Source organism: Blautia liquoris, from assembly GCF_015159595.1.
Lineage (GTDB): Bacteria > Bacillota > Clostridia > Lachnospirales > Lachnospiraceae > Novisyntrophococcus > Novisyntrophococcus liquoris.
The window spans coordinates 192,551-217,596 of record NZ_CP063304.1 but is presented as its reverse complement, the minus strand read 5'-3'; the positions used below and the strand labels follow the sequence as shown (position 1 = coordinate 217,596).

General features: G+C 43.9%; 23 protein-coding genes. 5 read left to right on the top strand and 18 right to left on the bottom strand.

Features of this window, described 5'->3' with window-relative positions:
* The first annotated feature begins 14 nt into the window (after positions 1-14).
* Positions 15-341 (top strand): IS66 family insertion sequence element accessory protein TnpA, encoded by a 327-nt coding sequence (tnpA, locus tag INP51_RS16550; RefSeq protein ID WP_408610541.1) that lies wholly within the window; start codon positions 15-17, stop codon positions 339-341.
* A gap of 103 nt (positions 342-444) precedes the next feature.
* Here tnpA and INP51_RS01035 read toward each other — a convergent pair whose 3' ends face one another.
* The 5 genes from INP51_RS01035 to INP51_RS01015 form a co-directional block, all read right to left on the bottom strand.
* Positions 445-759, bottom strand: a complete 315-nt coding sequence (locus tag INP51_RS01035; protein WP_193735919.1) for a hypothetical protein — start codon at positions 757-759, stop codon at positions 445-447.
* A 1-nt stretch (position 760) separates the two neighbouring features.
* Positions 761-1,024 (bottom strand): helix-turn-helix transcriptional regulator, encoded by a 264-nt coding sequence (locus tag INP51_RS01030; RefSeq protein ID WP_408610515.1) that lies wholly within the window; start codon positions 1,022-1,024, stop codon positions 761-763.
* Positions 1,025-1,137: 113 nt separating this feature from the next.
* A complete protein-coding gene (locus INP51_RS01025) occupies positions 1,138-1,533 on the bottom strand; it encodes a YxeA family protein (RefSeq protein ID WP_193735918.1) in 396 nt (131 codons plus the stop codon).
* A gap of 2 nt (positions 1,534-1,535) precedes the next feature.
* Positions 1,536-2,264 (bottom strand): hypothetical protein, encoded by a 729-nt coding sequence (locus tag INP51_RS01020; RefSeq protein WP_193735917.1) that lies wholly within the window; start codon positions 2,262-2,264, stop codon positions 1,536-1,538.
* The gene (locus INP51_RS01015; protein ID WP_193735916.1) at positions 2,257-3,153 is read right to left on the bottom strand and encodes an ABC transporter ATP-binding protein; all 897 of its coding nucleotides are present in this window, start codon (positions 3,151-3,153) and stop codon (positions 2,257-2,259) included. Before INP51_RS01015 ends, INP51_RS01020 begins: the two co-directional genes overlap by 8 nt.
* 273 nt (positions 3,154-3,426) lie before the next feature.
* On the opposite strand from INP51_RS01015, the gene INP51_RS01010 reads away from it, so the two are divergent.
* On the top strand, positions 3,427-4,023 hold the full coding sequence (locus tag INP51_RS01010; protein ID WP_193735915.1) for a GNAT family N-acetyltransferase: 597 nt from the start codon (positions 3,427-3,429) through the stop codon (positions 4,021-4,023).
* A 72-nt stretch (positions 4,024-4,095) separates the two neighbouring features.
* On the opposite strand, the gene INP51_RS01005 is transcribed toward INP51_RS01010, so the two are convergent.
* The gene (locus tag INP51_RS01005; RefSeq protein WP_193735914.1) at positions 4,096-5,385 is read right to left on the bottom strand and encodes a cytochrome c biogenesis protein/redoxin; all 1,290 of its coding nucleotides are present in this window, start codon (positions 5,383-5,385) and stop codon (positions 4,096-4,098) included.
* The gene (tadA, locus tag INP51_RS01000) at positions 5,385-5,891 is read right to left on the bottom strand and encodes a tRNA adenosine(34) deaminase TadA (RefSeq protein ID WP_193735913.1); all 507 of its coding nucleotides are present in this window, start codon (positions 5,889-5,891) and stop codon (positions 5,385-5,387) included. Before tadA ends, INP51_RS01005 begins: the two co-directional genes overlap by 1 nt.
* A gap of 161 nt (positions 5,892-6,052) precedes the next feature.
* Between tadA and INP51_RS16280 the strand changes: the two genes are divergently transcribed.
* Entirely contained in the window at positions 6,053-7,903 is a 1,851-nt protein-coding gene (locus INP51_RS16280; RefSeq protein ID WP_193735912.1) for a DUF6128 domain-containing protein, read from the top strand.
* Positions 7,904-7,961: 58 nt separating this feature from the next.
* Here the strand turns inward: INP51_RS16280 and INP51_RS00990 are convergent, their stop codons facing one another.
* The 3 genes from INP51_RS00990 to thyA are packed head-to-tail and all read right to left on the bottom strand — an operon-like array spanning position 7,962 to position 9,763.
* Positions 7,962-8,369 (bottom strand): GtrA family protein, encoded by a 408-nt coding sequence (locus INP51_RS00990; protein WP_193735911.1) that lies wholly within the window; start codon positions 8,367-8,369, stop codon positions 7,962-7,964.
* Positions 8,370-8,409: 40 nt separating this feature from the next.
* The gene (locus INP51_RS00985; protein ID WP_193735910.1) at positions 8,410-8,898 is read right to left on the bottom strand and encodes a dihydrofolate reductase; all 489 of its coding nucleotides are present in this window, start codon (positions 8,896-8,898) and stop codon (positions 8,410-8,412) included.
* A 16-nt stretch (positions 8,899-8,914) separates the two neighbouring features.
* Complete coding sequence (thyA, locus tag INP51_RS00980; protein ID WP_193735909.1) at positions 8,915-9,763, bottom strand: thymidylate synthase; 849 nt, start codon at positions 9,761-9,763, stop codon at positions 8,915-8,917.
* A gap of 234 nt (positions 9,764-9,997) precedes the next feature.
* Here thyA and INP51_RS00975 point away from each other — a divergent pair, with 234 nt between their 5' ends.
* Complete coding sequence (locus INP51_RS00975; protein ID WP_193735908.1) at positions 9,998-10,492, top strand: VanZ family protein; 495 nt, start codon at positions 9,998-10,000, stop codon at positions 10,490-10,492.
* On the opposite strand, the gene mgtA is transcribed toward INP51_RS00975, so the two are convergent.
* The 3 genes from mgtA to INP51_RS00960 are packed head-to-tail and all read right to left on the bottom strand — an operon-like array spanning position 10,487 to position 16,649.
* Positions 10,487-13,123 carry a magnesium-translocating P-type ATPase gene (mgtA, locus tag INP51_RS00970; RefSeq protein WP_193735907.1) on the bottom strand — a complete coding sequence of 879 codons (2,637 nt, stop codon included), beginning with the start codon at positions 13,121-13,123 and terminating at the stop codon, positions 10,487-10,489. The two genes, INP51_RS00975 and mgtA, sit on opposite strands and share 6 nt — an antisense overlap.
* A gap of 32 nt (positions 13,124-13,155) precedes the next feature.
* Positions 13,156-14,907 carry an ABC transporter ATP-binding protein gene (locus INP51_RS00965; protein WP_193735906.1) on the bottom strand — a complete coding sequence of 584 codons (1,752 nt, stop codon included), beginning with the start codon at positions 14,905-14,907 and terminating at the stop codon, positions 13,156-13,158.
* On the bottom strand, positions 14,904-16,649 hold the full coding sequence (locus tag INP51_RS00960) for an ABC transporter ATP-binding protein (protein ID WP_193735905.1): 1,746 nt from the start codon (positions 16,647-16,649) through the stop codon (positions 14,904-14,906). Before INP51_RS00960 ends, INP51_RS00965 begins: the two co-directional genes overlap by 4 nt.
* A 161-nt stretch (positions 16,650-16,810) precedes the next feature.
* On the opposite strand from INP51_RS00960, the gene proC reads away from it, so the two are divergent.
* Positions 16,811-17,632, top strand: a complete 822-nt coding sequence (gene proC / locus INP51_RS00955; protein WP_193735904.1) for a pyrroline-5-carboxylate reductase — start codon at positions 16,811-16,813, stop codon at positions 17,630-17,632.
* A gap of 76 nt (positions 17,633-17,708) precedes the next feature.
* On the opposite strand, the gene INP51_RS00950 is transcribed toward proC, so the two are convergent.
* The 5 genes from INP51_RS00950 to INP51_RS00930 form a co-directional block, all read right to left on the bottom strand.
* A complete protein-coding gene (locus INP51_RS00950) occupies positions 17,709-19,970 on the bottom strand; it encodes a glycogen/starch/alpha-glucan phosphorylase (protein ID WP_193735903.1) in 2,262 nt (753 codons plus the stop codon).
* A gap of 7 nt (positions 19,971-19,977) precedes the next feature.
* Complete coding sequence (locus INP51_RS00945) at positions 19,978-21,024, bottom strand: LacI family DNA-binding transcriptional regulator (protein WP_193735902.1); 1,047 nt, start codon at positions 21,022-21,024, stop codon at positions 19,978-19,980.
* A 55-nt stretch (positions 21,025-21,079) separates the two neighbouring features.
* Complete coding sequence (gene malQ, locus INP51_RS00940) at positions 21,080-22,564, bottom strand: 4-alpha-glucanotransferase (protein WP_193735901.1); 1,485 nt, start codon at positions 22,562-22,564, stop codon at positions 21,080-21,082.
* A 111-nt stretch (positions 22,565-22,675) separates the two neighbouring features.
* Positions 22,676-24,340, bottom strand: a complete 1,665-nt coding sequence (locus tag INP51_RS00935; protein WP_193735900.1) for a sensor histidine kinase — start codon at positions 24,338-24,340, stop codon at positions 22,676-22,678.
* Position 24,341: 1 nt separating this feature from the next.
* Entirely contained in the window at positions 24,342-25,034 is a 693-nt protein-coding gene (locus tag INP51_RS00930; protein ID WP_193735899.1) for a response regulator transcription factor, read from the bottom strand.
* Between the last annotated feature and the right edge of the window lie 12 nt (positions 25,035-25,046).

The window sequence follows — 25,046 nt, the reverse complement described above, 5'->3', positions numbered from 1 at the left end:
CCTGATCCGATCGGATCCGGGAACAGCAGGCAAGTGGCTTGACCATCAAAGCCTGGTGTTATCAGAATCACTTCACCAAGGACCAGTACTACTACTGGAAGCGTCTTCTTAAAGAAGTCTGTCTCGAGGCCACGCTTCCAGAGATTGTTCAAGTTCCACTTCCCATTGGAGAAGAAGGTTGCCCAGTTGCAAGGGTATTGAGATCTTTCGCTCCCTTAATTAACTCAATCACAAGGTCTGATTTAAATTTGGCACTAAAGTTTCTTCTTTGTCTGGACATAGCAATGAATCCTTTCTTTCTTACTGATTTTAGTATATCAGATTCATTAAAATCTGTCTGAGAAAGTGTCTTAATTTATGAGACCATTATATTCTTTAAATGGTCTCAATATCAGACGTTTTGTTTCAAGTATTTTCTCTTTATATGATTTTTGGAATCAGTAATTATAGTTGTTTATCAAAATATAGCATTGCAACTAATTCAATCAAATTACGTACACCTATATAAATCAGTCCGAAGGTTATTATCCTTTGAAGTGTGAATGTAGTTTGTCTATCTATAAACAACGGCACAAGCAGCAACAGAAGTATCAAAACCAAGTTCATAATATCGGCAGCGTTCGTCGCTTTTAATTGTATCAGCCACCAGCGTTCATCTCCTTTATATTTCACCTGTTTTACAGCTTTCAAAATGTACAGGCAAAGGGTTGTTCCCGTCCCCAAAAGAATAAAAATCAAAAAAATTGTTTGTTCACTCATGTTACTCTTCCTTCCTATGCTCAAAAACTTTATCAATAGAAATGCCAAAGGTTTCTGCAATCTTAAAAGCCAGCTCCAATGATGGTGTATATTTGTATTTTTCTATTGAAATAACCGCCTGTCGTGATATTCCGACTTTTTCTGCTAAATCAGCCTGTGTCCAATCCTGTTCGGCTCGCAACACCTTAATTCTATTCCATATCAATGTAATCTCTCCTTTCCAAAATGTAATGATTTGATTACTTTTGTATTGTAATATATCCATTACATTTTGTCAATTAAAAAGTTCCTACAAATAATTTTCCTAGAAGATCATTCACAAAATTTGACGCTGCAATCATAAAAATCCGAAGCGGAAAAATCGCCTCGGATTTCAAGTTATTGATTTTCTCTAATCTTTGTAAGTGCGGCGTTCGGAACACTACTTTCCGAAATAACACTCTGCTTGACGACAAGCTGTTTGCTTACACTTACTAATAAAAATTCGCCCGGCTGCGGATATTTTGTACTATCTCCTCCGCGAACCGTAAATTCAACTTCTTTAGCTTCTCCTTTTTCGTTGTATGCCGTCAGCTTATATAGCTTTCCAATATCTTGAGATTTGCCTTTATCATCATACAAGGGTTCCGGTGTCATATCAAAGTTTGAGGGAACCATTGCATAATAGTCCTTTCCTATATAGCGGTCTTCGTAATATTCTTTCCCCCATATCGCACCTGCTACACCAATCACAACTACTGCCGCCAGAACAATCCATAATACTATTTTTTTCATAATTAGAACTCCATTTCTTTTTTATAAAAGGTCATTGTTGCCAATATTGACGAGATTACAAGGTATGCAGCATATTCAATTATGGGACGAAGTAAGACACCTCCACCAAGAATATCCGTCATAATCTTGTCTGTAATCCCCGAAATAAGGTGATCGGAAATTTTACAATTCAGTGTATGTGCAGCCATCATAAGAAGATTTCCAATCACACCGAACGAAAATAAAATATAGGTCACAATAGCAAACGTCGAATGCTGAAAGGCATAAACTACAACGCTTGAAATACTGATATATGCCAAAGTCATCAGCAGATATTTAAGCGAAACCGCATAAACCACAGTTAGTTGTTCCACGGTGGCCCTACAGCCAAATCCCATATAAACAGCCGAGTGAAAAAGCGGCAGCACTCCAAAAAAGACTGTACTGAAAAGAGCGGCCAAAATAATTTTCGCTGTCACGATTTTTGACTTATTTAATCCATACCCGGCAAGCGTAATCAAGTTTTTCGCATTCAAATCATCTGTATAAATTGTGGAAAAGAAAAATCCACCCACCACAGCCGGGGTCATGAAAAAGAGATTACTTGCATCCCCGACAAGGGATTCCGAATTAAAACCACCAGAGCGCATAAATGCAAGCAAAATATAAACAAATGCTAAAACGCCAAAATACATATACAGGCTTTTTTTATGTAGAATACGGTATAACTCCCCGCGAATCAACTTAAGCATGTCGTCCACCCCCAATCAAACGCATAAAATATTCTTCCAATGTGGTTTCCTGCCGATGAAGGTCATATAGCTTTACACCGCCATTTACCAAAGCACGGGCCAGCTCATCAGATTTGTCAAAGTGAGCATCTAAAGTTAGTTGGCGGCCACTTACGGCGGCAATTTCTACACCTGACGATTGCAATATCGTCTGCGCTTTTGATGTGTTATCCACTTCGACAAGAAGGGATTTTTTCGTCCGTTCGTGCAATTCCTTATGCGATATTTCTTTCAGCAAAACACCCTGCTCAATAAATCCAAAACGTGTTGCCACTAAATCAAGTTCCGCTAAGATGTGAGACGATATGAGAAAAGTTGCTCCTGTTTGTGTATGTGCCTCTTTTATCACTGTGCGCATATCAATAATCCCTTGTGGATCAAGGCCGTTGATCGGTTCATCTAATACAACGACAGGGGGCGAGGCCAACAGGGCCCCTGCAATGCCAAGGCGTTGCTTCATTCCCAGCGAAAAGACTTTAAAAGGTTTTTTCACGCCCATAAGTCCTACGATCTTTAATAACCATTCTACCTTGCCTTTTTCTTTTACCCCCTTTACCCGGCAAAGATATTCTAGATTCTCTTTTGCATTCAGATACGGAAAAAACGAGGGGGTAATCATAAACCCCATTTGACGGCGGGCGGCATTCAAGTTCGCCGTTTCACCGTTTATTTCGATTGCCCCGTCGGTAGGTGCCGCGAGTCCCATAATACATTTGAAAAAGGTTGTTTTCCCCGCACCATTGCGGCCCACAAGACCATAAATATCGCCTTTCTTTACCGTTATGGATACTCCATTCAACGCGTAGAATTCACCATATTTTTTTGTCAGCTCATGTGTTTGCAAAATCATTGGCCCATTTGACTCCTTTCTGTTTTGCAGTCATAATACTAAAAAACAGCGGTTGCCTCCACCAACTATCACGCAATTATTGGTTGCTTCCAGTGAAATTTGGTAACGGCATCAATCCATGCTCCGTAGACTCTTGAAAATGAACCTATTATACCATGCATGCCTAATATCAAACGAACTAAAAAATTGCATTTTCCACCATATATTGCTACAATTACCATCGACGGAATAATATAAAAAACAAATAGATAATAGGAATTTGCGAGGATCAAAATGATGAAAAGCAAAATCAAAATTGCAGAAAAACAAGATGGAAGGCGCTTACTTGAGATTTACGCTCCGTATGTTGAAAGAACAGCTATTACTTTTGAATATGTCGTGCCAACTGTACAGGAGTTTGAAGCAAGAATTTCTCATGTCTTACAAAAATATCCTTTTCTGATTGCTAAGAGAGGCGAAGAAATTATGGGGTATGCTTATGCCAGTGCATTTAAAGAGCGTCCAGCGTATAACTGGGCTGTGGAAACCACGGTGTATGTCAGGCATGATAAGAAAAATCTGGGTATAGGGGGGGAGTTGTACGAAGCATTAGAAAAGGTTCTCTTTGCTCAAAACATCTTGAACTTAAATGCCTGTATTGCTTATCCCGAAGTTGAAGATGAATATCTCACGCAAAACAGCATTCAATTTCATCAACATCTTGGATATCGATTCGTTGGAGAATTTTATAAATGCGGATATAAGTTTGGCCGCTGGTATAATATGGTATGGATGGAAAAGCATCTTTCAGAGCACACAGATAATCCCCCTGCAGTAAAACCATTTAGTGAAATAAGAGAAGTAATTGCAGAAAAGTATGGGATTTTTTAGAAACCAGCTACAAATTTCCGATAATCTATTCTACGGCTCCAGAAGCAAGTAAAAGGCGGCACTGCGGACTATTCAGCCCGTAGTGCCGTCCAACGTCTGCTGTATGATGCTTTTCATCATATCATCTGTCAGCTGACCGTTGGCATAGCCAAATACTTTCCCCTCTGCAGTGATCATAAATGTAGTCGGATAGGAATAGATACTATACTGCTCAAATAAGTCTCCACCCGTATCCATCAAAACCGGATAGGTATAACCGTTATCCTGAAGAAATTTTTTGACTTCTTCCTCATCCTGTTCTTTTCCATATCCAGGTGCTGCAATTCCAAGAATTACCACTTCCGGATCTTCTTTGGTCTGATATGATTCATAGAGTTTCTGAATATCCGGCATTTCCGCGCGGCAGGGCGGACACCAGGTTGCCCAGAAATTTAAAAAAATAATTTTTCCTCTATAATCGGAAAGATGATGCATCTGACCGTATTGATCTTTCAGTTCAAACTCAATGGCATCTGTAAGCTTTTCAGAATGATTCTCACCTGATGCATCCTCCCCAGTTACGGTTCCGGATTCCCTATCTTTGTTTTCTTCTTCCGTCTTTTTCTGATCCTGCTGTGTTTTCTGTGCAGTCTGTAGTTGTGAAAGGTACCCCGTTATATCGTTCATCTTCCCGGTAAACATCATAACTCCAATCAGAATCATGAGAAATCCGCCGGCCCTGGCCGTATACTTTACGATATTTCCATGGCGTTTGAACAGATCCAGCAATGTCGTGCTGAATATTCCAACAGCCAGAAATGGGAGCACAAAACCCAGCGTATACACGCCAATCAATGCAAATCCAAGGAACTTCGTATTCGCAGATGCAGCCATCAAAAGAACACTAGTCAGTGCCGGTCCCACACAGGGTGTCCATGCAAAGCTGAATGTAATTCCCATAACCAGTGCCGTCCATGGTGACATGGCAAGTGTATCAAGTTGAAACGGAAGCCTATGTTCTCCTCCGAGAATCTTTGAACCTCCAAATATACCCAGCTGGTACAGCCCAAACAGTATGATCAAAATTCCGCCAATTCTCGCAAAGAGCAGTTGGTTCCCTTTGAGAACAGATCCAAGTGCAGATGCCCCAAGTCCGAGAACAAAAAAGACGAAACTGATTCCTATCACAAAGAATATCGTATTGAGCAAAACCTTTTTTCTGTCGTAATAATCCTTTCCATCTACTCCTTTTGTCCTCGTCCCTCCAGATAAATAACTAATATAAAGGGGAATCAGAGGAAGCACACAGGGAGAAAAAAAGCTTAGCAGCCCCTGTATAAACACTGTAATTACTGGAACACTGACATCTACTGAAAAACCCATTATTCACCTCCTGCTGCATTTCTCTCTTCTTTTTTTGCTGCTTTCTCTGCTTTTTTCTTTTCTCTCAGTTTCTGGAAAAATCCGCTCATCATCTCACTACACTCATCATTCAATACTCCACTCGTAATCTTTACCTGATGATTGAATGTCGGAACCTGGAGCAGATTAAGAACGGATCCCGCACATCCTGCTTTTGAATTCATACAGCCAATCACCACTTCGTCGATCCGCGACTGGACCATCGCCCCCGCACACATCTGACACGGTTCCAGTGTGACATACATTGTGCAGCCCTCCAGCCGCCAGTCTCCAAGCTTTCTGCTTGCCTTTTTGATGGCATTCAGTTCCGCATGTGACAGTGTATTCTTATCTGTATTCCTGCGATTGTATCCTCTGGCAATAATCTCTCCCTCATACACAATCACACATCCAATCGGAACCTCCATAATCTTCTCGGCTTTTCTTGCCTGCTTTATAGCCTCTTTCATATAATACTCATGTTCCATAGTTTCTCTGCTCCACATGTTCTCACTTTACTTTTAATTGAGAAGAGTATACCATACCTTTAACATCCAGGTCAAAAAAATACGCAAGACATAAAATTCAATCATAATCTGAATAATAAAAACATATTCTTGGAGTAAGAAATATATCTGAAGGACTCTTTATGTCTGATTATAAACGTTTTGTTTCCTACTTATATGAATACATATCTGATAAGAAAGCAAATAACCGGGGCTTTGTAAAGGTAGAACTTCGCTCTGGCAGCTGCAGACTGCAGTTTCAGTTAAATGTACGATCCATTCCTGAAAATACACCCATTACCATATACGGCTACATTTACAAGGATGGAGATCTGAACGGCTATCCTCTTGGAAAACTGAATGCCGGAAAGGACGGAACCGGTGGAATTTTATCTGTACCGGCAAGAATTCCCGCTACATCTTACAATGTTATGGACTTTAACGGCCTGATTCTCACAGAACCCGGCGGTAAATTCTATGGAAGCCAATGGGATGATAATCCAATTACCCCGGGCAAATTCCAGCCTGTAAAGACTACCGCTTCCAAAAAAACTAATCATCTCAATTCCCAGCAGTTTGATGAGAATTCCGGTTCAGCCGGACAACTGCCGGGCAATGCTCCGTCAATTCGGCCAGCTACAGGAAGTACCCCCCAAACTCCGCCCACAGAATCCACTGGAGCTACTGGACAGACAGGAGTTACTGACGTTACAGGCCCCACCGGACCTACCGGGGCTGCAGAACCTATCAGGGTTACAGAACCTATCAGGGCTACTGGACCCACCGGACCTACCGGATCCACTGGGGCAGCTGGACAGACACAGCCGTCACGGCCACTTCAGCCTACCCGGCCTGCCAACTCCGATGGAACAGATTTCGGATATCGCGGGACACCGCGTTCCCAATATCAGCAAACCGGACACACCTATCCGTCTCACCCGGCATGGCAGATTCAGCCTGCTCAGCCTACCAGGGCAGCTCAGACCACAAGAACAGCCCAGCCTATTCAGCCCACAAGGGCAGCTCAGCCTACTCAAAGAATACAGCCGCTCCAGCCGACATCACAAGTACAGCCCACGCAGCCAACTCGGACAGCTCCTCCCGTACATCCTGTGAAACCCTCACAACATGTACAACGTGCTCAACCTGCTCAACCTGTTCAGCCTACCCAGACCGCTCAGCCCGTTCAGCCTACCCAGACCGCTCAGCCCGTTCAGCCTACTCAGACCGCTCAGCCTGTTCAGCCTACCCAGACCGCTCAGCCCGTTCAGCCTACCCAGACCGCTCAGCCTGTCCAGCCTACCCAGACCGCTCAGCCCGTTCAGCCTACTCAGACCGCTCAGCCTGTCCAGCCTACTCAGACCGCTCAGCCTGTTCAGCCTACCCAGACCGCTCAGCCTGTCCAGCCTACTTGGACCGTTCAGCCCGTACAGCCTACCCGGCCAGTTCAACCTATAGGTATTGACCCGAATAACGTCTCTCCGGATAATCAGGATGTCTCTCCCGGAGAGAGAGTGCGCAATCTTCCTCCCGACTGGTCCGGGCAGATACCAGATCAGCCGGCAAAGGACCCTGAGGCACCAGAAGCACCGCTGACACAACAAAGTATAAAAACTGCAGATGTCAGGCATAAGCACAATGAAGACAACTGGACGGATGTGAAAAGAAAATATTCTCCTCTCACGCCATTCAATGATGACGAAATAGATGAATGTGTGAGTATCACGATTCGCGACTTTTCTGACTTGCGAAGATTTGGTATTCCAATTGGATGCAACCAGTTTATTCACCGCGGATTCCAAAGATATAACCATCTGTTATTGGGACACTCAAATACAAGAAATGGCCAGTATTACCTCGGAGTTCCGGGGATATATAATGCAAATGAACAATTTATGGCATCCATGTACGGATTCAATAACTTCAAACCGGGACGTATCAAAGAGAATTCGCAAAATAGCAGAACTGGTTACTGGTATCGTCCGATTAAATAATCATATAATCAAAAAGCTGTCGGGATCACCATGGATTCCCGACAGCTTTTTGATTTTCTTACTCCTCCAAAAATATTTTTCTTGTAATAAAATTATAAACTGAAACCACAATTGTGGCCACGATTTTACTGAGCATATAGAATATTTGGGCCTTGTCTACTAATATCCACATAACGAGCTGATTGATTCCAAGCCCTATGATGCTCAGTACCATGAAAACGGCAAAGTTTGCAATTCCACTCTTCTGTTTGTCTACATTGAAAACCCAGAATATGCTCAATATATAATTATAAATCACAGAAACGGAAAAAGAGATTCCGCTGGAGACCAGATAATTAATGTGAAATACTTCAGTCAGCAGAATCATAATTCCATAATCTATTATGAATGCACTGACACCAACAAATCCAAAACGAACCAGTTGTTGAAATAACTCCTTTTTTCCCTTACCTTTTTGTTCCTTCAAAACTTGACTCCTCTATGGGCATTTTCTAATCGTTTTTAACTCATTTTCTCTCATATTTTGTAAACCGAAAATCAATATCAAAGCAAGTCTGCTCTTCTCCTTCTTCTGTCATCTCCCATTCGTGACTTTTATCAAGATTTGGGAAAAAGGTATCTGCCTGATAGGCCAGATCTATCTTCGTTACCAGTACTGTATCACAGTACGGAAGAAGCATCTCATACACGCTCCCCCCGCCTATGACGAAGATGTCATCGTCATCATAGTTTTCCAGCTCTTCTTTTAACTCCTCGAGGGAATGTACCACAACCGCACCCTTTACTTTATACGCAGGATCTCTGGTGATCACAATATTCGTTCTGGATGCCAGCGGCTGTCCCTGCGGAAAACTTTCCAGTGTTTTTCTTCCCATCACAACAACGCGGTTATTCGTTGTATTTCTAAAGTATCTCATGTCTGAGGGAATTGACACAAGAAGTTTGTTTTTATAGCCAATTGCCCAGTTTTTGTCGGTCGCTACAATTGCCTTCATATCATCCTCCCTGAAATCAGACAGCTATCGGAATATTCTTGACCTGAGGTCCGGTTACATAGTTCTCCACAATCAGATCATCTCTGGTAAATTGATAAAAGTCTTTCACATCCGGATTGAGCTTCACAGTTGGCGCATCATAAGTCGGACGTGCAATTAGTTCTTTGACAATCGGAATGTGTCTGTCATAGATATGTGCATCGGCGATCACATGAAGCAGTGTTCCCGGTTTCATATCACAGACCTGTGCAAACATCATAAGCAGGATCGCATACTGGCATACATTCCAGTTATTTGCTGTAAGTATGTCCTGTGATCTCTGGTTCAGTACTGCATTCAATACCAGTTTTTCGCTGTCCGGATCTTTTGTCACATTAAATGTCATCGAATACGCACATGGATACAGCGCCATCTCATGCAGATCCTGGTGGACATAGATGTTCGTCATGATCCTGCGGCTGTAAGGATTATGTTTCAGATCATAAAGGACACGGTCCACCTGATCCATCATTCCCTCTTTATACTGGTGTTTAACGCCCAGCTGATACCCATAGGCTTTACCAATCGAACCATTCTTATCGGCCCATTCATCCCATACATGGGAGTGAAGTTCATGGATATTATTTGACTTCTTCTGCCAGATCCACAAAATCTCATCCATACAACTTTTGAGTGCCGTCCTTCGAAGCGTAATCGCCGGGAATTCCCTCGAAAGATCATAGCGATTCACCACACCAAAATTTTTAATCGTATAGGCCGAAGCCCCGTCTTCCCAGTGAGGCCGAACTTTCTCCCCTTCTGTGCTGACACCGTGATCCAAAATATCCTGACACATTTTTATAAACAAATGATCTGCATAACTCATCGTATCTGCCACCTTTCCATTTAGCCTAATATATCAAACTATCAAGGCTGTCTAAAACTGTTTCTCATTAAGTATACTAGATGAAACGAACAATGACAATATCTCACAGCTCAAATTCTTTTCGGACTTAGTTAAATCCGAACTTTCTCAAAATTGACAACCATTGTCTTACCTGTTATATTTTAGATAAATAATTTTAAACTTGGTGTAGAAAAATATCAGGAGCACTAATAAATGAAACGCCTTTTAAAAACCTTATGTAAACCTTTATCTTTCCTGCCGGCACTCTGCATGATGTACCTAATTTTCTCATTCTCAGGTCAGGCCGGGGAAGAGTCCTCAAAATTGAGTCTAAAAGTAACAAAGACCGCTGTGATTGCCATCAATAAAGTGACAGATCAAGGCTGGAATGAAGCACAGATGGAACAGAGGGTTCAACAGTATCATCATTATGTGCGCAAAGCCGCACACATGACGGAATACTGTATTCTTGCCATCACCATTGCGACTCCCCTGCACGTATATGGTCTGAGGGGAATCGCACTGATTCTGGTAAGCGGCATCATCTGCCTCCTCTTCGCTGCCGGTGATGAATATCATCAGTCATTTGTCGCGGCGAGAGTACCCTCCGGCAAAGACGTACTGATTGACAGTACCGGTGCACTGATGGGGATTTTTCTTACTCTCCTTTTTAGCTGGATTGCAAGAGGCGGAAAGAAGACTTTATAGCCAGTGTCCAAACTTATTCTTATAGAAGTTTTTAAATAACTGTGTTGCCAGGCAATAGGCTGCCAGAAGCAGTATCATCCACGGAATATAGGAAAAGGGAAGCTCCGCAAAATCCAGTCCTGCGGTAATCGGTGAAAACACGATAACCATAGCAATAACAGCCACAATTGTAGATGACAAAACAAGCGGCCGGGATGCACGACTCTGGACAAATGGTATCTTACTTGTACGGATCATGTGAACAACCAGAATCTGCGACAGCGTTCCGAAGATAAACCATCCAGCCTGAAATGTCGGTGCCATTTTCACAGAATTGGCTCCTACAAACCACCAGAGGACTCCGAAACATGCGATATCGAAGATCGAACTAAGCGGTCCCATAATCAGCATGAACCATTTTATACTGTTCGTATCCCACCTGTGCGGTGTCTGAAGATATTCGCGGTCAACGGCATCGAAGGGAATTCCTATCTGGGAAAAATCACACAGTAGGTTCTGTGTTAGTATATGAACCGGCAGCAGAGGCAGAAATGGCAGGAAGATACTCGCCACCATAACGGAAATCATATTTCCAAAGTTTCCGCTGGCTGCCATCTTAATATATTTCATGATATTTCCAAACGTTCTTCGTCCTTCGACGACACCCTCTTCCAATACCATCAGATCCTTTTTCAACAGAATCATATCAGCGGCCTCCTTGGCAATATCCACACCGCTGTCGACGGATATTCCGACATCCGCCTGTCTTATCGCCGGGGCATCATTGATTCCATCACCCATATATCCGACTGTATGACCCATATTCTGAAAGGTCTGTACCAGTCTTTGTTTCTGATCCGGTGAAAGTTTCGCAAACAAGTTACAGTCTGCGACTTCTCTTTTCAATGTCTCATCATCCATAGATTCCACGTCTTGTCCCATCAGCACCTTTTCACAGGAAAGCCCGACCTTCTGACATACTTTTATGGCAACCCCTTCACTGTCTCCGGTCAGCACCACCGTTCGGACACCATGAGATTTCAGGGCGCCGATGGCTGTCTTTGCACTCGCTTTCGGGGGGTCTAAGAATCCCACAAACCCCAGTAGAACCATATCGTTCTCGTCTTTGACAGAGAATTCGCTGATCCCCGCAATTTCATTTTTCTGGGCAACCGCGAGAATTCGAAGCCCTTCCCGGTTATGTTTTTGATAGATTCTGCGTGCTTCTTCCAATAGTTCTCCCTCAAGCGGAAGAATCTGGCCTTTATATTCCACATGACTGCAGATTCCGAGAATCTCCTCCACAGCTCCTTTTGTGATAAGTTGAGTCTTATTCGAAGGATCCTTCAGAACAACGCTCATCCTTCTTCTCGAAAAGTCAAAGGGGATCTCATCAACCCTGACATACTTGTCCAAGACCGGTTTCAGCCCCTGATCAGCGGCACGGTTGATGATCGCGATGTCAATCAAGTTCTTAAGGCCTGTCTGAAAGTAACTGTTCAGATATGCGTGACGAAGAATCCTCATGTCGTCATTACCATGTACATCCATATATTTTTCAAGAACAATCTTGTCCTCTGTCAGAGTGCCGGTCTTATCTGTACATAGGATATCCATCTCCCCGAATGTCTGAATTGCACTTAAGTTTTTCACGATCACTTCGTGTTTGGACATATTTACAGCACCCTTGGCCAGCGTGGAAGTCATGATCATCGGGAGCATCTCCGGAATCAATCCTACTGCCATGGTGACGGAAAACAGCAGTGCAGATGCCCAGTTTCCCTTTGTAATCCCATTGATCAAGAAGATGACCGGAACCATCACCAACATAAAACGCAGCAGCAGACTGCTGACCGACTCCACCCCTCGCTCAAAACTGTTTTTTGCCCGGCTTCCATTTAGAGACTTCGCCATACTGCCCAGATATGTGTCATTTCCAGTGGTCAGTATCAAAGCCATGGCGCTGCCGCTGACGATATTCGTTCCCATGAATCCGATATTCTGCAGATCCGTCAGAGGCGCACTTTTATCCTCAGACATCTCTACAAACTTCTCTACCGGGTTCGACTCGCCCGTAAGAGCCGCCTGTGCGACGAATGCATCCTTTGCAGTGAGGAAACGTACATCTCCGGGAATCATATCGCCTGCTGAGAGTCTGACAATATCCCCGGGCACCACCTCACGCATCTCGACTTCACTTATCTGTCCGTCTCTTAACACATCGGCTTTATTGCTGATCATGTGTGATAGTTTCTCCGCAGCCGAATTCGAACGTTCGCTCTGAAAGAATGAAATCAAACTTGATATCAGAATCAGCAGCACGATGATCAGAGCAGTCGCATAGTCATTGTGCTCTGCCACTACTACATCAGTCACGAAAGTAACAACAGCTACAAAGAAAAGCACGATATTAAAAGGATTGATAAATGCCTCCACCAATCTTTTCACAATACCCTTTTCAGTGCCTGTGATAATTACATTCTCTCCAAACTCATCTAATTTCTCACAGGCCTGTTCACCTGTGATTCCATCTTTGCATGAGTCAAGATCAGAAAACATCTTATCTTCCTTTAAAAATGCATACTCACGCAGTTTTTCCTCACATCTGTGACTTCTCTCGGCCACAACATTTGCTTTCTTTTTTCTAAACATAAACATCTCTATCACCGTCTTTCTGTCGTATTTCAGCTTTTCGCAAACTGACTTTGATAAAGCTTTGCATAAAATCCGCCGCGTGATAATAATTCCTGGTGCTTTCCTTTTTCTATAATTTCACCATCTTTCATCACCAGAATCACATCAGCTTCCCGGATTGTGGAGAGACGGTGAGCGACAACAAAGCTGGTTCTGCCCTCCATCAAGTTCTGAAAGGCCTCCTGAACCTTAAGTTCTGTTCTGGTGTCGATTGAAGAAGTGGCTTCATCCAGGATCAGAATCGGAGGCTTCATCAGCATAACTCTGGCAATACACAGAAGCTGTTTCTGTCCCTGGGAGATATTCCCCCCATCCTCGGAGATGACCGTATGATATTTATCCGGCATCCTCATAATGAAAGAATGTGCAAGTGCTTTTTTTGCTGCCGTCTCAATCTCTTTCATCGAGGCATCTGGCTTCCCATAAGCTATATTCTCCGCAATCGTCCCGTTTTTTAACCAGGTATCCTGTAAAACCATCCCAAAATTTTCCCGCAGAGAATCCCGAGTGAGATGTCTGATCTCATGTCCATCAATTTGAAGACTGCCGCTGTCGATATCATAGAAACGCATCAGCAGATTGATCACTGTCGTTTTTCCACAGCCTGTCGGTCCGACAATTGCAATCCTCTGCCCCGGTTTCGCCTCAAGACTCACATCTTTAATCAGCGGTTTTTCAGGAATGTAAGAAAAATTCACATGGGATAACGCGACACTACCCTTGCCGTGTTTCATATCCACGGCAGCCGCATCGTCCGGCGTCTCAGGTTTTTCATCGATGAAGTCAAAGATTCTCTTTGCACAGGCAAGTGCATTCTGCAGCTCTGTCACAACACCTGAAATCTCGTTGAATGGTTTCGTATACTGATTAGCATATGCCATAAAGCTGGTAAGCTGACCTACACTGATTCCGCCTGAAATCGCCATGAAGGCACCGTAGATACACACACCGGTATACACAAGACTGTTGATGAATCTTGTACTTGGATTTGTAAGCGACGAAAAAAACACTGATTTAATTCCCGTAATTCTCAATCTTTCATTAATGACCCCAAAGCGTTCTTTTGCTCGTCCCTCATAGGAAAATGCCTTCACTACCTGTTGATTTCCGACCATTTCCTCCACAAGTGATGTCATATCACTTCTCGCCTCAGACTGAATGCGAAAGAGATCGTATGTCCGCTTCGCAATAAATCCCGCAACAAAAAATGACAACGGCGTGATGCAGACCACTAAAAGGGTAATTCCCGGATGTATGGACACCATAAATCCAATTGTTCCGAATATCGTGATAACTCCTGTGAAAAACTGGGTAAATCCCATCAAAAGACCATCTGAGAACTGTTCCACATCGGTTGTGATGCGGCTGATCGCATCTCCCGGCTGATGATTGTCAATATATCGGATCGGCAATATCTCCATCTTACGAAATGCATCGTCTCTGACATCTTGTACAACCTGAAAGGTAATATGATTTGTAGCAAGACTCATAATCCACTGAGAGACAGAAGTAATCGCAATGACAATCAAGAAAGTGAGCACCAGTGAAAGAAGTCCTTTGCCATTAACCCGCCCAGGTCCAACAATCATATCCACTCCCTCTCCGATTAGTATCGGAGCGTAAAGCGTCGATGCCACTGTGAGAAACGCCATCACCAGCATCAAAATTACATACATACGATAAGGTTTGATCAGCGAAAGAATCCGTTTCCAGGTGGACCCGACTTTATTCGTCTTCTTCATAATCCAGTCACCTCCTCTTTCGAAAACTGAGATTCACAGATTTCCCGATAAACCTCACAATCTTTTAGCAGTTCTTCGTGCGTCCCAATGCCGGCCATCTTCCCGTCATCCAGCACCAGTATCAAATCCGACCCTTTCACAGTCGCCGCTCTTTGGGATACGATAAATGTAGTCATTCCTTCTGTCCCTTTTTTAATTGCACTTCGAAGCGCTGCATCCGTGGCAAAATCAAGTGCCGAAGAACTGTCATCGAGTATCAGGACTTTCGGATCTTTCACAAGTGCTCTGGCAATACAAAGCCTCTGTCTTTGTCCGCCCGAGAAATTTCCTCCTCTGGTTGCCACCGGCTCATCCAGACCATTCCCTTTTTCTCTGACAAAGTCTGCTGCCTGTGCAATCGTCAATGCCTTCCAGATCTCATCATCTGTCGCATCCGCCTTGCCCCACTGCATGTTTTCACGAATCGTGCCGCGGAAGAGTACGGATCTTTGCGGGACGATCCCAGTCTTCCCCCGAAGTTGTTCAAACGGATATTCACCAACCAAAACGCCATCGACCAATACTCTCCCTTTTGTAGCATCATAGAATCTGGGAATCAGATTTACCAGTGTCGATTTTCCGGAACCCGTTCCGCCTATGACGCCGATCGTCTGGCCCTTTTTGGCGGTAAAATGGATATCGCTTAGAGACGGTGCCTGTGCTTTCGCGAATGTAAAGGTCACATGATCAAAAACGACGGCATCCTCAGGCTCGCAGCATTTTTTTGAATCTTCCATTCTTTTCTCAGGTGCAGTCATGCTCGGTTCCACCGCGAACACTTCATTTATACGGATTGCACTGGCCCACGCTCTGGAAACCGTAATCACAAGATTGGCAAGAACGATCAGTGCAAGCAGCGCCTGATTCATATAATTAACCAGAGCGATTACTTCTCCCTGTGTCAGATTCCCGGTATCGACCTGACGGCCGCCGGCGAGCAATATCACGATAATTGCGAGATTTGCCAGTGCATAAGTAGCAGGGTTCATAAGTGCCGAAATTCTTCCGGCTTTAAATTGTGTCTTCTTCAGGTGATCATTCGTCCGGGCAAATTCCTCTTTCTCTGATTCCTGCCTTCGAAAAGCCCGGACGACACGAGCCCCTTCATAATTCTCTCTGGTGAGAAGAACCACACGGTCCAGCATATTCTGTACCTTCTTATAGATTGGCATGGTAAACTTCACAATCAAAAAAATCACAAGCCCTATCATAGGGACCGAGATCAGAAAAATCACAGATAGCTTAAGACTGATTGTCATGGCCATAATCACAGAACCAATCACAATAAACGGGGATCTTAAAAACAATCTCAAAAAGAGGTTTACGCCCGTCTGCATCTGATTGACATCACTTGTGATTCGTGTGACCAATGTCGGCGTCCCCACTGTGTCAAGTTCTGTATACGACAGACTGTTAATATGTTTATACAAGTCCGCCCGCAGATTCGTCCCAAAACCAAAGGCTGCTTTTGCGGCAAAATACTGTGCCGTGATCGCGCAGAGCAGCCCGATGATTCCAAGAATGACCAACACAATACATTGTCTCCAGATATATGATTTATCTGCATTTTTAATCCCTACATCAACCACTCTAGCCGTCACCACCGGTACGATTAATTCAAAGCTTGCCTCCAACATCTTAAAAAGCGGCGCTATGATACTTTCCTTCACATATCCTTTCATATACTTCAATAAATTCTTCATGTCTCAAATCCTTCTCGTATGAATTGTAAAAAACGTTTCAAATGACTTCAAATGACATTTTAACAGATTTTTCCGTTAAACGCTAGTACATGGGGATAACTTGATGTATACTGATACAAAGATGAAATCGTCAAAGGTATTTTTTTATTTTTGGAGGAACTATGAAAAAAATTGGATTTATCGGAGGGGGAAATATGGCCGCTGCCATCATCGGTGGGATTTTGTCATCGAAACTTACCGCACCCTCCAACATAATTGTATCTGGCCCTACAGAGGAAAAGCTTCGAAAACTGGAGGAAAAATTACATGTTGTCATCACAACAGATAACAAAGAGGCAGCGTCGGCATCAGATATTTTATTTTTATCCACAAAACCGGCTGTCTATCCCGTAGTAATAAAAGAAATCAAAGACAGTCTGAGAACAGATGCTGCTATTGTATCGATAGCTGCAGGGCAGTCAATTCGTCAGGTAGAATCCCTCTTTGAATCCAACATTCAGCTCGCGAGGGTGATGCCGAATACTCCCGCTCTCGTGGGATCTGCTATGTCCGCCGTCAGTCCCAATCAATTCCTGACTGAGGAGAATCTTCAGGAGGTGCTGTCCATCTTTTGCAGTATGGGGAAGGCCGAGGTCATCCCGGAATCTATGATGGACGCGGTAACCGGGGTAAGCGGATCATCCCCAGCCTTTGTCTATCTATTCATCGAGGCGATGGCGGATGCCGCCGTGGCGGAAGGAATGCCAAGAGACCTTGCCTATGAGTTTGCCTCTCAGGCAGTTCTCGGTTCTGCAAAGATGGTGCTTGAGACAAAGCAGAATCCGGGTGTCCTAAAAGACGCCGTCTGCTCGCCGGGCGGCACCACCATCGAGGGAGTATGTGTTCTTGAACGAAAGGGAATGCGGGACGCAGTCATCTCCGCAGTTAGAGCGAGCGCAGAAAAATCAAGAGAAATGGGAAAAGATAAAAAAGAGAGCAAATGATAAAGCTTAACTGGTATGTCCCCGCCTGACTGATATAAGCCAATCGGGGACATCCTCTATCTGTGACTGCAATACCTTATAAATGCCAGATATCGCGATTATATTGTTCTATCGTTCTGTCTGAAGAAAAAAATCCGGATTTTGCAATATTGACCAGTGCCTTTTTGTTCCACTCTTCCTGATTTTCATATTCCTGAAACACCCTCTCCTTCATACAGATATACTCTTTCGTATCCAGTAAGGTCATAAACCAATCTTTGCTCACGAGCTCATGATGCAGACGGCACAGATTCTCCTTGTCTCCGATCTTTGTCAACTCCTCGCCAATGATAAAATCCACCAGTTCATGAATGAGTTCATCTTTCTCATAGATATCCTTCGCACTATAGCTTCCGTCTGCATATAAATCAATGACTTCCTGCGGTTTTTTGCCAAAGATATAGATATTATCCTCCCCGACAAGTTCTTCGATCTCAACATTTGCGCCGTCTTCGGTTCCGAGAGTTACAGCACCATTCAACATAAACTTCATGTTGCTGGTTCCGGATGCTTCCTTAGAAGCAAGAGAAATTTGCTCGGAGACGTCAGCTGCCGGTATAATCTTCGAGGCTTTCGTCACGTTGTAATTCTCGATCATAAGAACGCGAAGATAGGGTCTGACTTCGGGGTCGTCTTCAATCAGTTGAGAAAGGCACAGGATCAAGTGAATGATATCCTTTGCAGTCGTGTAAGCCGGTGCTGCTTTTGCACCGAAAATCATGGTGATCGGTGTTTTCGGTTTGTGCCCCTTTTTGATCTCCTGATACTTATAAATTGCATACAGTGCATTCATCTGCTGCCGTTTATATTCATGAAGGCGTTTTACCTGAACATCGAAGATTGAATTCTCATCTGTGAGAACTCCTTGTGTCTCATAGAGATAATCCCGGAACTCTTCTTTTTTCTTCTTCTTTATTCTTCCAAGTGTCTTTAAAACCTCTTTGTCATCTTTGAAATCAAGAAGCTTTTTAAGTTCTTTCGCCTCCTTTTTAAATCCATCCCCAATCAGTTTCTCTATATAGGCTGAGAGTTCACGGTTGCAGGATACAAGCCAGCGTCTGAACGTGATTCCATTCGTCTTATTATTAAACTTATCTGGATAAATCTTATAAAAGTTCGACAGTTCTGTATTTTTTAATATCTCCGTGTGAAGTGCTGCCACTCCATTTACAGAGAATCCATAATGAATATCCATATGTGCCATGTGCACATGATTCTTGTCGTCGATGATATAGGTACTTTCATCCGTATATTTCTTTCTCACCCTCCGGTCCAGTTCCTGTATCACCGGCATCAGATGAGGAACCACCTGTTCCAGATATGAGGTGGGCCATGTCTCGAGAGCCTCCGCGAGAATCGTGTGATTTGTATACGCGCAAGTCCTGCTCACCAAATCAATTGCCTCATCCATGGAAAATCCACGATCCGTCAAAAGACGGATCAGTTCCGGGATCACCATGGAGGGATGCGTGTCATTGATCTGTATTACCACATGCTCATCCAGCTTATGAAGATCATATCCCTGATCCACACACTCTTTTAAGATCAGCTGAGCAGCATTGCTCACCATAAAGTACTGTTGGTAGATTCTAAGCATACGTCCGGCATCATCGGAGTCATCCGGGTACAGGAACAACGTAAGGTTTTTTTGGATATTGTGCTTATCAAAATCAATACTGTCTCCCGCGACGATACTCTCATCTACAGTATCCGCGTCAAACAGGTGAAGACGGTTGCATCCGGCCTCATATCCCGGCACATCGAGGTCATACATCACAGACTGTATGGAGAAATCTTTAAATGGCACAGTAAAGCTGACTGGCGTCCTGTTTGTCCAGTTCTCTGCCCGCATCCACGGGTTTTTCACCTCTTTTTGCTTGTGATCACGAAACCTTTGCCGGAACAGACCAAAATGGTAATTCAGTCCAATTCCATCTCCGAAAAGTCCAAGCGTGGCGATGGAGTCCAAAAAACAGGCCGCAAGGCGCCCCAGACCACCATTTCCAAGGGAAGGTTCCATCTCCATCTCTTCCATCTCCTCCAGCTTCCTGCCATGAACCGCAAGTGCCTGTTTTACCTCCTCGTAAAGTCCTAGGTTAATCAGGTTATTGGACAATAGTTTCCCGATCAGAAACTCCGCGGAAATATAGTATAACTTTTTCTTTCCGAAGTTTCTTTGTATTTTAGAAGTTTCTTCTTTAGTAATCAGCATCAATACTTCGAAAATCTCCTCTTTTGTACAATGATCGATATCTCTTCCAAAACGCTCACAAAGGAGCTTTTGTATTCTTTCTTCCATAATTTTTTTATTCCTCCTCAGACGATTTAATTCTTGATATTGCGGTTGACTCGCGTATAATCAGTTCTCCATCAAAGATCACTCTTTTTGGCTCTTCCTTTTTATCAATCATAGAGAAAAGAAGATCTGCCGTTGCACGTGCAATCTCTTTTGCCGGCTGCCGAATTGTTGTGATTCCCGGAATGCAAAACTCCCCGGCCTCCATCCCATCAAATCCTGCCACTGAACAGTCATCCGGCACATGGATCCCAGCCTCAAAGAGCGCTCTTATAGCTCCGACTGCCAGCGTATCCGATGTGGCATAAAGTGCCGTAAACGGTGTTTTCCTCGATAGCAGCTCCTTCGTGATCTTATAACCGGAGCGGTACGAATACCGATCCACATGCATCTTCATATAACAGACAAGGTCTTCATCAAACTGGATACCCTGATCGGAAAGTGCCCTCTGGTAGCCGAGCAGTCTCAGTTTTCCGATACTCTCGTCTTCCTTTCTGGCCGTGATAATCGCTATTCTCTTATGCCCCAGTCCAAGAAGATAATCGGTCATCTTATAGCTCTCCTTAAAGTCATCCACAGATACACTTGCAATACGGTTATTACCTTCTCCACTGTTTATCGTGCTGAGCACATAGGGAATCTTCAGTCTGCCAAATTCTTCCCCCGAGTGGGAAAAATTTCCGCCTAGAAATACAACTCCACGCAGCTTTTTCTCTCTGGCAATCTGAAGGGCAACATCAATCTCATTCTCATACTCTTCCACTCTCTGAATCACGCAGCTGTAGTGCCTTTTTTGGCATTCCTGTTCAAGAATCTCGATGAACTGATTAAAAAATGTATTTCCGATACCTTTGATCAGCACGGCGACCGCCCGCGCATCAACCCGTTTCAGATTGCGGGCACTGTTGTCGGGCACGTAACCGGATTCCTCGATCACCTTCAAAATTTTCTTCTTCGTCTTGGGATTAATATCCGGATGATCATTCATGGCTCTGGAAACCGTGCTGACACCTACCTGACATCTTTTTGCGATATCTTTAATTGTTATGGTTCCCATCTTTTGTTATCCTCTTATCTCTTTTCCTTCCCAGTTATATATATAATTTTTATCCTCATTCTTTTGGAAGTCTTCCATAGAGTTTCGTCATCTCCCGTATTCGCTCAAGCAGCCGATCATCAATCTGTCCGGGAAGAAGCCGCCATTTCCAGTTTTGTCCTAATGTAGACGGAGTGTTGATTCTCGCCTCGCTTCCAAGACACAAGTAATCCTGCATCGGAATGACTGCCAGATCTGCCACAGATGCCATTGCCAGGCGAACAAAGTCCCAGGGGAGATCTTTCTTTGCTGTTTTCGCATTGTGCATATAGTGCCTGGCGAATTTTCTGTCCTCCGGCCTCATCTCATCGAGCCAGCCAAGTAGTGTATTATTGTCGTGTGTCCCTGTGTAGACGACACAGTTATGCGGATAGTGATGAGGAAGATAATCGCTCTCCTCCCGGGAATCGAAGGCAAACTGAAGTACTTTCATTCCCGGATATCCTGAGTCATGGACCAGTTTCAGCACACTGTCTGTCAGGTATCCCAAATCTTCGGCGATGATATCGACAGCACCCAGCTCTTTTTTTATCGCCTGAAACAGAGCGATTCCCGGACCCTTCTCCCATTTCCCATTCTCTGCCGTCGAATCACCATAGGGGACTGCATAATATTCATCAAAACCGCGAAAATGATCCACCCGCACGATATCGTATCTCTTAAAGCAAGCCTGCATTCTTTTGATCCACCAGGCAAATTCTGTTTTTTTGTGGTATCCCCAGTTATACAGGGGATTTCCCCAGAGCTGACCGGTTTTTGAGAATGCATCCGGCGGTACTCCCGCAACTCCTTTTGGATTTCCCTCTTCGTCAAATTGAAACAGCTCCGGATTCGCCCATGTATCGGCACTGTCAAACGCAACATAGATCGGAATATCGCCGATCATACGGATTCCTTTCTCATTTGCATAGTTCTTAAGCTTTGCCCACTGGACGCTAAACTCATACTGCAAAAATCGGTAGAAATCAACATCATCCGAAAGCTCTCTTCTCTTTTTTGCAAGCGCAGTGGGATTACGATATTTTAATTCATCTTCCCATTTGTTCCAGCTGCTCCCGCAAAGACTGTCTTTCATCGCCATGTAGAGACAGTAATCTTCCAACCAGTCTGTATTTTCTTTTACAAATGTCTCATAAGAATTATCCGGCTGATAGCGGTTATATGCTTTCCTCAAAACTCCAAATCTGGCATGATACATCTTCTCATAATCGACATATTCCGGATTAGTACCAAAATCACAATTCTCACACTCCTGCCTTGTCAACAGGCCCTCGTCTGTCAGCGTTTCCAGATCAATAAAATACGGGTTGCCTGCAAAGGTAGAAAAAGATTGATATGGAGAATCCCCATATCCGGTCGGCCCGAGAGGCAGAATCTGCCAGCTGCTCTGTCCGGCTTTTTCAAGATAATCCACAAATTCATAAGCTTCCTTCGAAAAACTGCCGATTCCATATCTGGAGGGCAGTGACGACACCGGAAGCAAGATACCACTGCTTCTCATACGCAAAATTCTCCTTACTGTTCATTTTTTTATCATACACATCGTGTACCAAAAACGGTTCCGGTAACGTTTCCAATATATAAAAAAGGATATCATAGATTAGAACAGAATTCAAGAGAAATACACCCTAATCTCAGCCCCTCTTCCTATCTCGCTCTCCACTTGAATCTTTGCATTATGAAGTAATGCTCCATGTTTTACAATTGAAAGTCCAAGCCCTGTTCCGCCGGTTTCTCTGGAATGGCTCTTATCCACCCGATAGAATCGCTCAAAGATTCTCCCCTGTTCAGATTTATCAATCCCGATACCATCATCTTTTACGGCAATTACGGCTCCTTTAAGTCCTTCAGAATATACATTAATCCACACATGCCCTCCTGCGTGGTTATATTTGATCGCATTTTCACAGAGATTATAGATCATCTCATAGAGTACCTGGTGCACGCCGGTTATGATTACATGGTTTCCACAAAGTCCGATATCAATCCGCTGCTGTTCTGCTTTTAATTCCAGATGATCTTTCACCTCGCAGGCCACCTCAAAGAGATCCACATCTTCCATCGAAAGTTGTTCGCTTTTTTCATCCAGGCGGGAAAGTTTGATGATATCTTCCACCAGAGAAGTCAGTCTTGCGGCCTCACTGTGAATAATTCCTGCAAATTTCTTGACATCTTCCGGTTTTGCCACTCCGTTCTCAATCAGTTCTGCATATCCTGAGATTGACATGAGAGGTGATTTCAGTTCATGGGATACATTTGCCGAGAATTCCTTTCTCATCATCTCCGCCCTCTGCTTTTCTGTGATGTCCAGAATCAAAAGAACCACACCCGTCACATCCTCTTTCTCTGCCCGGACAGGGTTCGCAAGAAGCTGATACGTTCTCCCGGATATATCTGCTGTCCGCTCATCGCTTTTTCCGGAAAGTGCTGCCAGAAACGCTCTCTTGACCGCTTCATTTCTCCCAACTGTGATGATATCGTGGTTCACACAATCCTCCTGCGTCACATCAAAGAGTTCCTGTGCTGCGCGATTGATCGAAAGAACAACCTTGTTATTCGTCACAATCAGACCATCTTTCATATACTCTGTGATAGCAAGATATTCCTCCTGATTTTGTCTCAGCTGATCCATCTGTTCTCTGATCTTAGTGTTTTGTCGATCGATTCGAACCAAAAGCGGACTTAACTCCTCGTATGCTATATTTCTTGTCGGATCTTCCAGATCCAGTTGATTGATCGGTTCAATCAGGCGTGCAGCCATCCGATTTACCAAAATTAAGGCGAGAATACCAAGGATCATGAGCAGCACCAAGACGATTACAATACCGGAAAGCATACTTTTGACAACAGTATCGATGTTTCTGGAGACGCGGATCACATCGCCGTTTTCCAGCATCATCGCATAATAATATCCCTGTTCATTCAAAGTTTCCGATGATCTCAGATCGCTTCCCCGCCCCTCTTTGAGCGCCTCGCGAAATTCCGGCCGGTTATCATGATCATTCATCAGATCCACGGGCTCCATGGACTCATACAAGACAGTTCCATCTCTTCTGATCAGTGTCAGACGGCTTGATGTCAAATCCGATATTTCCTGGGTGAGATACTCCTCTCCAGCCTGATCCAGAATGTTCTTGAGGTTTTTACATTCGCTTTGGATTGTCGTTTTCATCTCAGACAGACTTCTCTCATACATAATGATATTCATGATGACAAAAGTAAAAAGGATGGAAAGTACAACTAAAAGGCCTGTATTTTTCAGGATTTTCTTTTTCATATCACTCACCGATTCTATAGCCCACTCCCCGCACCGTCTCAATCAGATCCCCGCAGCTGCCAAGCTTCTGGCGCAGGGACCGTATATGGACATCCACAGTTCGGGTCTCTCCGGAATAATCATATCCCCAGATGCCAGTTAAAATCTGATCTCTGGTGAGCACAATCCCCGAATTATCCATCAGGTATTTTAACAGTTCAAATTCCTTTAACGTGAGCTCCACTTTTTCGCCTTCCACCGTCACCTGATGTGAAGAGACCTGCAGCTTTAGACCTTTGATGATCAGGGTATCTGCCTGCCTGTTTTCATATCCAGACCGGCGCAGTACTGCTTTTACTCTCGCAATGAATTCCATCATGCCGAAAGGCTTTGTGATATAGTCGTCTGCACCACAGTCGAGGCCTTTGACTTTGTCATATTCTGCACCTTTAGCCGTGACGAGAATGACAGGAAGAGACTTTGTCCTGCCAGACCTTTTTAATCGCTCAAGTATCTTCATCCCATCCTCGCCCGGAAGCATCAGATCCAGCAAGATTAGATCCGGGAGTTCTTCTTTCAGGCTTTGCCAAAACCCTTCGGATGAGGAAAAACCTTTCACCTGGTATCCACCTGATTCCAGTGTGTATATGATCAGTTCACGGATGTTTCTGTCATCCTCAACACAATATACTTTTGTCTTAGCTATATCTTTCATGACATCACCGGC